The sequence below is a fragment of the Streptomyces sp. B21-083 genome (assembly GCF_036898825.1).
GTDB lineage: Bacteria > Actinomycetota > Actinomycetes > Streptomycetales > Streptomycetaceae > Streptomyces.
Window position 1 is genome coordinate 5036124 of the sequence record NZ_JARUND010000001.1, and the last position, 11787, is coordinate 5047910.

Consider the following 11787-nt stretch of genomic DNA (forward strand, 5'->3'; position numbering starts at 1 on the left):
CGTTATGTAGCGGCGGCTGCAGGCGTCGCCGAGATCTCTCCCTGGTCAGGTTGTCGGCGCTGGCTGAACACAGCCGTCGTCGTGAGAGGTTCCCCCGTTGCACAGTAGTTGCTGATCAACTGTTCAGATGGGTGGAGGGGTTTTCAGCCCACCACTCGGCGGGGACGACGTCGCGGATCGTGGACGGCCAGATCGGGCCCTCGCCGGCGCGCCCGCGAGCGGCCAGACGATCTGCCTGGTGGCCGCGGCAGAGCGGCTCACTTTCGCCTCTCGATACCTTCAGCCTGCCTAGACTTGGAGGAAGGCGACAAGACGCCGAATTCCACGAACACGAGGGTGGCGGAAGTGACCGAAGCAGTGGCTGAGTCCGGGCTGCGCGAGGCCGGTCCAACCCGGGGCCGCAAGCGCCGTCCGACCGGAACTTCCGGGGAGGCCCCGGCGCCAGGTCAGTCCGTGACTGTTCGCAACCGTCAGTGGGTCGCCACCGAGGTGTCTCGTTCCAGCGTTGTCGCGGACGACCCCACCCGGGGCTTCGATGCGACGCCTCAGCATCTGGTCACGTTGGTCTCGATTGAGGATGACGCCGGCGACGAGGAGCTCCGAGTGGTATGGGAGCTCGAACAGCAGGCCGTCACTCACGATCGGCACGCTCTCCCGAGTCCGCAGCCGGTCGGAGATGACAGCGTTCCTCGCTTCGACGATCCGGACCGCTTGGACGCCTTCCTTGACGCGGTCCGCTGGGGCGCCATCGCCTCGGCCGACAAGACCGCGCTCCAAGCGCCCTTCCGCTCCGGAATCAAGGTCGAGGATTACCAACTCGACCCCGTGGTCCGGGCCTTGTCGATGCCCCGTACCAACCTGCTCATCGCCGACGATGTCGGCCTCGGCAAGACCATCGAAGCCGGTCTGGTCATGCAGGAACTGATGCTGCGCCACCGTGCCCGCACGATGCTCATCGTCTGCCCTGCCAACCTCACGGTGCAGTGGCGGGACGAGATGCGAGACAAGTTCGGCCTCGACTTCAAGATTGTTAACAGTGAGCTGCTCCGTGAGCTCCGCCGGTCCCGGGGCCTCTACACCAACCCCTGGACGCACTACCCCCGCTTGATCGTCAGCGTGGACTGGCTCAAGCGGGAACGCCCTATGCGCCTGCTGCGTGACGTACTGCCTGCCGTACCTGAATACCCCCGCGCTTTCGACCTCCTTGTCGTCGATGAGATCCACACGTGTGCTCCGTCGGGCAACGGCAAGTACGCCGTTGACTCGCAGCGCACCACGGCGATCCGCACGCTGGCTCCGCACTGCGAGCACCGCCTCTTCCTGTCCGCGACCCCGCACAACGGCTATCTGGAGTCCTTCACCGCGCTGCTTGAACTCCTCGACGATCAGCGCTTCGCCCGTGGCGTTCCGCCTTCTCAGGAACAGCTTGCCCGCATCATGGTTCGGCGCCTCAAGCGGGAGCTCCCACCCAACTGGGACGGCAGTGCGCGGTTCCCGAAGCGGCAACTGCGTGCCCTGGAGGTGGAGTACAACGCTCAGACGCGCGATGCCTACGCCGACCTCACCGCCTATGCCGCGAGTCGGCGCGGACAAGGAGGCGCGGGCAACCAGCCTGGCGCCGTTGCCCAGCGCACCGCTGCTGATTTCGTCACCTCGCTGCTCAAGAAGCGTTTCCTCTCATCGCCCAAGGCGTTTACAGAGACCATCGACACTCACCTGGCGACCATGACGGCCAGATCCGAAGGCAATTCCTCGGGACAGGCCGGCCGTCAGCTCGACGCTTCCGCGCGGGATTCACGGGTCAAGATCCTCAAGCCGCTCGTTGACCGACTCGACGAAACAGCCGAGGACGACGAGTCGTACGGCGAAGCCGCGACCGAGGCGCTCACCGCAGCGCGCAGCCTCTCCGCTCCACTCACCAGCGAGGAACACGGCCTGCTCACTCGGCTCCGGGACTGGGCACGCATCGCGCAGGACCGTCCCGACGCCAAGTTCGATGCCCTCCGCCTGTGGCTCGACCCGGTCGTCTGCCCGCAAGGTCCGCGCGAGGAGTGGACCGACGAGCGCGTCATCATCTTCACGGAATACCGGGACACCCAGCGCTGGCTGCACGAGCGACTCCTTGCGGCAGGAGTGCCTGCGGAGCGAATCGCCATGCTGTTCGGCGGCCAGGATGAGGAGCAACGGGAGCACATCAAGTCCGTGTTTCGTGAATCTCCTGAACTCTCGCCGATCCGCATCCTGCTGGCCACCGACGCTGCCAGCGAGGGCATCAACCTCCAGTCGTACTGCCATCGGCTCCTGCACTGGGAGATCCCCTGGAACCCCAATCGTCTGGAGCAGCGCAACGGCCGCATCGACCGCCACGGCCAGAACGCCCCGGCCGTGGAGATCTTCCATTTCGTCCCCACCGGATGGCAGGGCAGCAAGATCCGGCCGGAGAAGGAACCGACGTCGCAACGCATTAGCGGTGGCCTGTTCGACGAGACCAGCACGGACGTCGTCGAGGAGGGCGCGTTCACGACAGGAACGCTGGAGGATGAACTCCACTTCCTGGCCGTCGCCGCTCGCAAGGTCGACCAGATCCGAGAGGACCTCGGCAGCGCAGGAGAGGTGATCGCCGCACAGGTTGAGCAGAAAATGCTCGGCCGACGGGCTGACTGGCAAACCGCGGACGCCGAGATCAGCAAGCGTTCAGGGCGTGCGACCCTCAAGATCGAACGTGATCTCGCTCGTGACCTCGAGCGCCTCGTCAGTGAGCTCTCCGGCAGCCGTGCCGAACTGAATCTGACCCCCGGTACGGTCGAGAGGGTGGTACGTACGGCTCTTCGCCTCGCTCACCGGAAGGACCTGAACGAGGTGCCGGCACCGCAAGGTGTCACCGCTCGCTGCTTCCGCCTGCCCGACCTGCCAGGTGTCTGGGGGCAGGCCCGCAATGACGGGCTGCGGCACCCGATGACCAAGCAGGAACGACCGGTGACATTCGACCAGGAGGCCGTCTCCGCTGGGCGGACAGACGTCGTATTGATGCATCTCGGGCACCGGCTCGTGCAGATGTGCCTGCGCCTGTTGCGTGCCGAACTCTGGGCCGGCGGAGCCGCCGCCAAACTTAGCCGGGTCACCGCGAAAGTGGTCCCTGGTGATCTTCTGCGAGCGCCGGCGATTGTCGCGCACGGTCGTGTCGTCATTTCGGGAGACGGCGGCATGCGACTCCACGAGGAGATCGTCGCCGCAGGCGGCAGCATCGTCGAGGGAAGGCTGGAAGCCGCCAAGCAGGACGACGTGGACGCATGGCTCCACGCAGCAGTCGACGAATTGCCGGCCGAGACCGTCCTCCAACGCCTCACCGAGCTGTGGCCGAACCTTGAGGACCGGCTCTCCCGCGCTCTGGAGACCCGGTCCAACCAGCGGGCCCGATCCCTGCAGGCGGTGCTCAAGAAGCGCTGCGACGAAGAGGTAAAGGGCGTAGAGCAGGTCCTTCGAGAGCTTGAGAAGTCCATCGGACAAGCTCTGGAGGACCACACTCACTGGGAACAGGCATCACTCTTCGAAGTAGAACAGCGCAACCAACTCCGCAAGGACCACGACGCCCTCCGGGCGCGCTTGAAGGCTATTCCTGACCTCGTCGAGCAGGAGACCAGCGCCCTTCGCCGTCGATATGCCGACCCGACCCCGCGCTGGTTCCCTGTCGCTGTGACCTTCCTCGTCCCGTCCGTACTCGCCCGAGGTGACCGCTGATGCCGCCGACCGCCAAGAAGGCCCCTGTGCGCGTACTCAAGCAGATCGCGCAAAAGCCGGTCGAGCAGCACGAGGAATGGCTGAAGCTCCTCCGGCCCGACGGCCCCTTCATTGCTCTACCGGTCCTGGTCGAGGCGCTTCCGCAGGGTCTCGACACGGTGCCGGCCGAGACTGTCCAGCGGATCCGCCAGGCGTGGGCCGAGGTCCAGGGGGACACAGACCTGCTCGGCCCCGCATGGCAGCAGTTGATCCTGGAAGAGCTCCTCGGTTACCGCGGGCAAGTCCTTCGCCATGGTGCTGCGCTGCCCGGCGATCTCGGAACCAGCACTGTCGGCGATGTCTCAGGACGCATCTTGCCGGATGCCGTACTGATGGGCCCCGGCTCCGGTGGTCTCGCTGAGCGTGTACTCGTCTACCGGCGTCCTTGGGCCGAGCGCCTGGACAAGACGGAGAGCAAGGACCGACAGGCGCTCACCGAGCAGGCCGCTGAGCTCTGCCGACGCCGCGATGTTCCGGTGGCGCTTCTGACGAATGGTCGCCAGTGGGCACTGCTGCATGCACGGCCTCAGGAGCCGACAACGATCGCGGTGTTCGATGCAGACCTGTGGTTGGAGGAGCCACTTCTACTGCGCAGTTTCACCACTTTGCTGAAGGCTAGGCGGGCGTACCAGGCGCCGAAGACCAACGAAGGCAAGTACACGGACAGCCTGGCCGCACTCTTCGCCCGCAGCGCCGAGGCGCAGGCGGAAGTCACCGACACGCTGGGCAAACAGGTTCGCGCGGCGGTGGAGCTGCTTGTCGGTGAACTGTCCCGACTGGACCGGGAGAATCGGGGAGAGATCCTCGATGCCATCGCGCCCCGGGACGTCTACCGAGCTGCGCTGACCGTAATGATGCGGCTCGTCTTTCTCCTCTATGCGGAGGAGCAGCGGCTCCTGCCGATCGACGACGAGCTTTACCATGACTCCTACGCGGTCTCGGCGCTGTACGACCTACTGGAGATCGAGCGCACCAAGCACGGCGACGAGGTCGGCGACCGCCGCGAAGCGGCTTGGCCCCGGCTACTGTCGATCTTCGCTGCACTGCACGGCGGCTCCCGCCACCCCGATCTGCGAATCCCCGCCTACGGCGGCTCCTTGTTCGACCCGGACCGGTTCTCGTGGCTGACCCGGGCCAAGGTCACGGACCGCGTCGTCTATCAGATCCTCGACTCGTTGCTGACCCTTCGCCGGAAGGGGAAGGGGGCCGAGAGGCTCTCCTACAAGGGACTCGATGTCGAGCAGATCGGCCACGTCTACGAAGGTCTGCTGGAGTACTCCTGCCTCAAGGTCACGGAGCCCTACCTGGGGCTCTTCGGCAAGTTCGAGCCCGAGATCAAGCTCGTCGAGCTAGAGACCTGGCAGGAGGCGGGGACTCTGGAGGACGAGCTCAAAGAACGGACCGGAGCGACGCTCAAGCAGATCGCCAAGGCCCTCACGACGCAGCCGAACCTCGATCAGCACGCAGCACTGCACGCGGCCTGTGACAACGACGAAGCGCTGGCGACGCGGGTGGCCGGCTTCTACGGACTGCTACGGATGGACCTCCGTGACCAGCCGACGGTATTTCCCACCGATGCGGTGATAGTTACCCAGGTTGGCGACCGTCGAGCCACCGGCACCCACTACACACCACGCCGTCTCGCTGAAGAGATCGTCGAACACACGCTGGCCCCGCTGTGCTACGCCCCAGGGCCCGCGGAAGGTGTCGCCCATGACGGCGTGTGGCACGCGAAGTCTGCGAGAGAACTGCTGGAGCTGAAGATCCTCGACCCGGCCATGGGCTCAGGCGCTTTCCTGGTCTCCGCCTGCCGGTATGTCGCCGAGCGGGTCGTGGAGGCGTGGGAACGCGATGGGCTGCCGGATGATGTTGCCGAGTACGCGGGTGACGCTGACCGTGACGAACTGCTCCTTGATGCCCGAAGGTTGGTCGCGGATCGTTGCCTTCACGGAGTCGATCGGGACGAGATGGCAGTGGAGCTCGCCAAGCTGTCTCTGTGGTTGGTGACTCTGGCGAAGGGGCGCCCCTTCTCGTTCCTCGATCATGCGTTGCGCTGCGGCGACTCGCTGGTGGGCACGCTGTCTGCGGACCAGATCAGCTCGTTCCACCTTGACCCCGAGCGGGGTCACCTGATCAACGCGCGCATCACCGGCGCCATCGATGAGCTGACCGGCCCTCTCCTGTCTCGTGCTGCCGAGCTGCGTCGGGAGATCGAGGCGATGCCGGTGCTCGATATCCGCGATGCCAACACAAAGGCCGACAAGCTGCACGAGGCCGAGAAGCTGACCGGCCGGCTTCGACTTGCGGCGGACGCGGTTGTGGGCGCGGCGCTCTCGGCGCAGGTGCTGGAGGAGTCTGAGGTCGAAGACGTCACGGGGGAACGGAACGTGGGCGGCAACCGCGCCGTGTTCCGCTCCGCGACAGCTGCGGCGAAGGAAGAGGTCTACGACGACCGGTTGACCGCCGTCTCGGAGATGGTCCAGAAGGCGATACTTGGAGATGAGGAGGCGTACGCCGAGGCCCGCGCGCTCGTCGACGGGTGGCTGAAGGGCCCCCGTGAGGCACCGATTCGGCCACTGCACTGGCCTTTGGACTTCCCGGAGCTGCTGGGCGTCGAAGGAGGCCGAAGCTTCGACGCCGTGATCGGCAACCCGCCGTTCATCGGTGGCCAGAAGCTCACAGGCAACCTCGGTACCGACTATCGCGAATACCTCGTAGACAAGATCGGCAAGGGCGTTCGCGGAAGCGCCGACCTGTGCGCTTACTTCCTGCTGCGCAATCTGAGCCTGGCTCCGAACCGGCGCACCGGCATCATCGCCACGAACACCATCGCCCAGGGTGACACCCGCGAGGTCGGCCTCGACCAGGCGGTGGCGCAGGGATGGAAGGTGTACCGGGCAGTCAAGTCACAGCCGTGGCCGGGGGCAGCAGCGCTTGAAGTGTCGCTGCTCTGGATCGGGCGGGCCACGGAGCGAGAACAGTACGTGTTGGACGACCTTGCCGTCCGGGGGATCACTCCGTCGCTGGACGCGCAGTCGCGTGTGTCGGGGAATCCGTATCGGTTGGTAGCCAACCGAGGACAGGCTCGCACATCGGTCGAACGTGCTCGGCAGGGGTTTCGTGCTTCAGCCCGAGCAAGCACAGGCTCTGATCGAGCGTGACGTCCGCAACAAGGACGTGCTGTTTCCGTATCTCAACGGTGAGGACCTCAACTCCAGGCCAGACTGCTCGGCAAGCCGCTGGGTGATCAACTTCCACGACTGGACCGAGGAGCGCGCTCGCAGCTACCCCGAAGTGTTCGAGATCGTCGAACGCGACGTGAAACCGGAGCGAGCAAAGAACAGCGATCGCCGCCGTCGAGAGATTTGGTGGCGATTCACAAGGCCAACGCTTGACATGTATGAAGCGATCTCTGGGCTGGACCGAGTCCTGGTGGTAGCTCGCGTGAGTAAGACGGGCTTGCCGGTCTTCACAGTACTGCTGGCCAAGTGATGAGTGAGCAGACGGTGTCTTTCAAGAAATGAAACTTCCGCTTCTTTCCATGCTCAGTAGCGCTACTCACAGCTGGGCCATCGCGCGCGCATCCAGCTTGAAGGCGGACCTTCGCTATACGCCGTCCGACGTCTATGAGACATTGCCGCTACCCAGAGAGAAATCCGACATGGAAGCGACCGGGCGAATCCTCGATTCGGCACGCAGGCGAATCATGAGATGACCGGGAAATCGGCTTGACGAAGCTCTACAATCTGGTCCACGATGCGACCGTTGTGGATAGTGACATCTTGAGGCTGAGAGACTTTCACGTAGAGATCGATCAGGCGGTTGTAATTGCCTACGGCTGGCAGGACCTCAACATTGATCACGGATTTCATCAGACTCGCCAAGGAGTTCGCTGCACAATCAGCCCCATGGCCAGGATTGAGATTCTTGACCGTCTACTAGAGCTTAACCATGAGCGACACACTTCCGAAAGCGGTACCCAGCAAGCCGGAATGAGCCTGAGAAATCGCCAGAGCGCTGCCCATGTGGGCGAGGTACTGTTCTGATGGAAGGATCAGAACAGAAATCCATCTGTTGAAATTTGCTCACCCGGCTGCGGATCCTTCCCGTTTCCTCCGGGTGACCGAAGAGATGATCTTTTCCTCGCAGATGGCTGTACGGCGGCTACCAGGCCTCCACCGCAGGTCCCCTCTAGAGCATGTCGTTGATGATTGAGCTCGAGGAGGCGGTCCAGAATGTCAACCTGTGTAGCTGGGTCGATGGTATATCGCTTACCCTGTCGCGTTTGATGGAATCCGTAGGAAGAATCGATATCCACCCATCCGTAAGCGCTCGCCACCGCTCGATCGATCTCTTCGTGGAGAGATCGCAGACTCTGAACGTCGGCATCCACGACGGTCGCGTCGTGGACCAGATTGTAGAGCTTCGTCAATCCGATTTCCCGGTCTCGCATGATTCGCGCTGCGTGCCGAATCGAGGGTTCGCCCGGTCGCTTCCATGTCGGCATTCTCTCTGGGTGAGGCAATGTTTCATAAACGTCGGACGGCGTATAGCTGAGGTCCGCCTTCAAGTCGGATGCGCGCGCGATGGCCCAGCTGTGAGTAGCGCTACTGAGCATGGAGAAAAGCGCGAGATGCATTTCTTGAAAAGACCACCGTCTGCTCACTCATCACTTGGCCAGCAGATGTGAACGACCGGCAAGCCCGTCTTACTCACGCGAGCTACCACCAGGACTCGGTCAAGATGACGAGTCGCCTCGTAGAGCCTCGGCGCGCGTTCAGCAAATTGCCACCACCGCTCGCGGCGAGCAGCCCGTTGTTTTTTGCTCGCTCCGGTTTCACGTCGCGTTCGACGATCTCGAACACTTCGGGGTAGCTGCGAGCGCGCTCCTCGGTCCAGTCGTGGAAGTTGATCACCCAGCGGCTTGCCGAGCAGTCTGGCCTGGAGTTGAGGTCCTCACCGTTGAGATACGGAAACAGCACGTCCTTGTTGCGGACGTCACGCTCGATCAGAGCCTGTGCTTGCTCGGGTGCAAGAATGAACCCCTTGCCTAGCACGTACGAACCGATGTGCGAGCCACCTCGGTTGGCTACCAACCGGCACGGGGCATACGGTCAAAGTTAGCCGAATTTAGATGAGTTATGGACATTATCGCGGAGATTCGCTTGCGTCATCGGGCGAATGGCGACGTACCCGATCATGTCCGTCGACAGGTTCATAGAGGCGCAGCGCGCCGATGGGTACTCGCCGAACACGATCAGGGCGCGGGCCGTGTGCGTCAGGTCCGTCGCGCGGCAGGCCGGGGTAGAGCCGGAGGACCTGCGAAACGTCCATGTGGTGGCGTACTTTGCGTCGCGCCCGCTGAAGCCGTGGTCGCGGCGGACGTACCTCAACCACCTTGGGGCCTTCGGCAAGTGGTTGGGTGTCAGCCTGATCGAGGGCATTCGGAAGCCGCCGGCACCCCGGTCCATCCCGAATCCCTTGCCTGATACGGAGCTGAACAAGCTCGTCAAGGTGACAACCGGGCGCCACCGGGCCTGGGTTCTCCTCGGTGCGTTCTGCGGGTTGCGTGCGCATGAGACGGCCAAGTTGGAAGCCGGGGATCTGGTTGATGGAGAGGACGGCGAGGTAGTCATACGAGTGACAGGCAAGGGAGGCCGCACGGACATTGTCCCGGTTCCACCAGTGGTGCTCAAAGCGCTGGACAGATCCGTGGAAGGACGTTTTTGGCCGGGTGCCCGTCCGGAACGTGTCTCCCGCTCCGTTGCGACGACGGCAGCCAGGATCGGTATCAAGATGCGATATCACCAACTGCGCCATCGCTTCGGGACAGCTGTCTACCGAGCCTCCGGCAGAGATCTTCTGCTCACTCAAAGATTGATGCGCCACGCCTCACCTGCGACGACGGCGGGGTACGCCGCCGTGGCCGATGAGCGGATCCACGAAGTCATCCGGGCTTTGCCAGGGTCTGGATCTCCCGCGAGACGTGCTGCCCCTGCCTCAGCACCTTGCGGCCACTGCCATAAGTCTGCGGCGTAGCCGGCATAGCCATCGTCAGTCGACGTCTACGACCTGGAATTGGTGGACAGACCGGATGTGGGCACGGTTGCCACTCATCTCGACGTCGCCGAGGACTTGCACCTCGTGTCCCTGTTCGTGGGCGCGGTTGGCCTCGGAATAGGGTTCGGCCGCCAGGAGCATCCGGTAGCGGCGGTTGCGCTGGTACTCGTCACCAAGGGTGTATCCGGAGATGGTGACTTCGCCGGGCCCCTCTGAGGCTTCACGGTGCAGTCGTACGACCGTTCCTCTCACCCTGACGTCGCGCTCGCCGAGGCGGGCACGTAGATCCTTTGCGCCATCAGCCAGCGCCTCAAGTGACCTTCGCCGAAAGGTGAGTGGATGGGTTTCGAGGCCGATGGGATAGTCGGGAGACCAATTGAATTGGAGATCGAAGCTCTGTCCTTCCTTGCCCCCGATCTTTACGAGGGCTTCGCACAGGTTCGCGGACAGGCCAGTCGGTGCGAAGCGCTCGAAGTAGCTGAGGTCGTTGGTCTTCAATGCATGCTCTGCGGCATCGCGAGCGCAGAGGATGCCCGCATACAGGGTGCGTGACACCTTCCGTTCGAAGGGCTCAGCGGGGTTGGTCGAGGGAGTGTCGAAGATGCTCAACTGCTGTGGCTCGGGCTGGGGAAGCGCTGTCTGTACTGCGATGATGTAGCTGCCGACCTGCGTTTGCCCGAGGCGTACGCCGCCGACGAAGTTCCTGGCCTGGCTTGGTCGAACGGGTGGCTGTACAGACTGTGGTTGAAGTGAGAGAGCTGACGTGGCGGCGGAGAGCATCAACTCCTGCAAGCCGATGAGTGCTGGGACAACGTCGAGCAAGGGCGCGGTGCCTGGCGGTCCGAGGGGCTGCAAGCGTAGGTACTGCGTGTCCGATGAGGGCATGAACAGGCCGCGAAGGATCTCGCTAGGACGTCGGTCCTCCACGGTGCCAAGGGTGTCGAGCAGCTCCGCCATTCGCTCTCGGTAGTCCCGGAGCTCAGCGTCGAGTGGCACCAACACCTGAAAGGGCCGGGTGTCAGCGCTGTCCGGAGGGGTGAACTGCCAGATCTGTCCACTGCCGTAGTTCTGGGCGAAGGTCCATCCGTGTGCGCTGAGATAGCGGAGAACGGCGTGCGGCTCCAAGGACGTGACCTGGGCGATACGATCTTGGGAGAGACTCACTTCGCCACCAGCATGTTCCTGAACGAGGGCGCGAAGAGCCCGTGTAGTGATTCGACGCTCAGAAGATTGGCGCGTGGAACCGGCACCGTGTGCGTGCTGCCCTGCCGGTCCTCGTCCAGAATCGGTTCATCGCCGTGGAAACAGGCCCAGTAGGCAGCGTGCCGGAGGAGGAGCCTGGTCTTGTCGACATCGATCCAGTCGGACGGATCGGTCGGCACCACTACTAAGAAGAGGAACCGGGGGATCTGATACGCCGGGCCGGCGAGCATATTGAAGTTCTTGATTTCGAGTGGGTACCTGAACTCGGCGTCGTTGCCTTTGGGCTTGGACCAGCTCTTCACCTGGGCGTTGATGGCCGGAAAGCCGATGGTTCCCCCGCGGCCCGGGTAGTTGATCGTCCAGTCCAGGCCGATGCGGTCGCGTCGGCCCGGCTTCTGGATGTCAAGGTTGGCGGCCACGGCAAGCGCTTCGACGAACATCTCACCGAAGTCTCCTTGGTGCCCTTGATCGCCCATGGGCAGGCCCGAAAGGAACTGCTCGGCGCCGCTGTGCCCGGTTATGGCTGGTGATGGCTGGTGCGGGAGTCCGTGGAACGTCCCGCTGTTCGTTGCCTCGCCAGCCCCACCGTGCACTCGTGCTACTCCCCATCTCCGGTGGTGTCATGTCCCACGCTACCCATCCAGCGTGAGAGGAGTCCGGGGGACGGCGGGTTTCAGCCGGAGGCGAAGGCTTCTCTGCCCGCTGTCCGCGACTGTACGTTCGGCAATCGGCAGCGTGTTGTCTGCG

At 63.6% G+C, this 11787-nt stretch carries 8 protein-coding genes; 4 read left to right on the forward strand and 4 right to left on the reverse strand.

All coding sequences use genetic code 11. The features are described 5' to 3' along the window. Window positions 1–357 precede the first annotated feature (357 nt). The 3 genes from drmD to QA861_RS22700 are packed head-to-tail and all read left to right on the forward strand — an operon-like array spanning window position 358 to window position 7269. The gene (drmD, locus tag QA861_RS22690) at window positions 358–3738 is read left to right on the forward strand and encodes a DISARM system SNF2-like helicase DrmD (RefSeq protein WP_334590661.1); all 3381 of its coding nucleotides are present in this window, start codon (window positions 358–360) and stop codon (window positions 3736–3738) included. Next, entirely contained in the window at window positions 3738–6938 is a 3201-nt protein-coding gene (locus QA861_RS22695) for an Eco57I restriction-modification methylase domain-containing protein (protein WP_334590123.1), read from the forward strand. The genes drmD and QA861_RS22695 overlap by 1 nt, the downstream gene beginning before the upstream one ends. After that, window positions 6898–7269, forward strand: coding sequence for a hypothetical protein (locus QA861_RS22700; RefSeq protein WP_334590124.1), 372 nt, complete (start codon window positions 6898–6900; stop codon window positions 7267–7269). The genes QA861_RS22695 and QA861_RS22700 overlap by 41 nt, the downstream gene beginning before the upstream one ends. A 212-nt stretch (window positions 7270–7481) precedes the next feature. Here the strand turns inward: QA861_RS22700 and QA861_RS22705 are convergent, their stop codons facing one another. Next, a complete protein-coding gene (locus QA861_RS22705; protein WP_334590125.1) occupies window positions 7482–7640 on the reverse strand; it encodes a hypothetical protein in 159 nt (52 codons plus the stop codon). An 858-nt stretch (window positions 7641–8498) separates the two neighbouring features. Continuing rightward, window positions 8499–8834, reverse strand: coding sequence for a hypothetical protein (locus tag QA861_RS22710; RefSeq protein ID WP_334590126.1), 336 nt, complete (start codon window positions 8832–8834; stop codon window positions 8499–8501). A gap of 142 nt (window positions 8835–8976) precedes the next feature. Between QA861_RS22710 and QA861_RS47085 the strand changes: the two genes are divergently transcribed. Beyond that, a complete protein-coding gene (locus QA861_RS47085) occupies window positions 8977–9816 on the forward strand; it encodes a tyrosine-type recombinase/integrase (RefSeq protein WP_443041571.1) in 840 nt (279 codons plus the stop codon). Window positions 9817–9831: 15 nt separating this feature from the next. On the opposite strand, the gene QA861_RS22715 is transcribed toward QA861_RS47085, so the two are convergent. Together QA861_RS22715 and QA861_RS22720 are read right to left on the reverse strand one after the other, a co-directional pair. Further along, window positions 9832–10794 carry a hypothetical protein gene (locus QA861_RS22715; RefSeq protein WP_334590127.1) on the reverse strand — a complete coding sequence of 321 codons (963 nt, stop codon included), beginning with the start codon at window positions 10792–10794 and terminating at the stop codon, window positions 9832–9834. A gap of 203 nt (window positions 10795–10997) precedes the next feature. Continuing rightward, window positions 10998–11480, reverse strand: a complete 483-nt coding sequence (locus tag QA861_RS22720) for a DUF4365 domain-containing protein (protein ID WP_334590128.1) — start codon at window positions 11478–11480, stop codon at window positions 10998–11000. Between the last annotated feature and the right edge of the window lie 307 nt (window positions 11481–11787).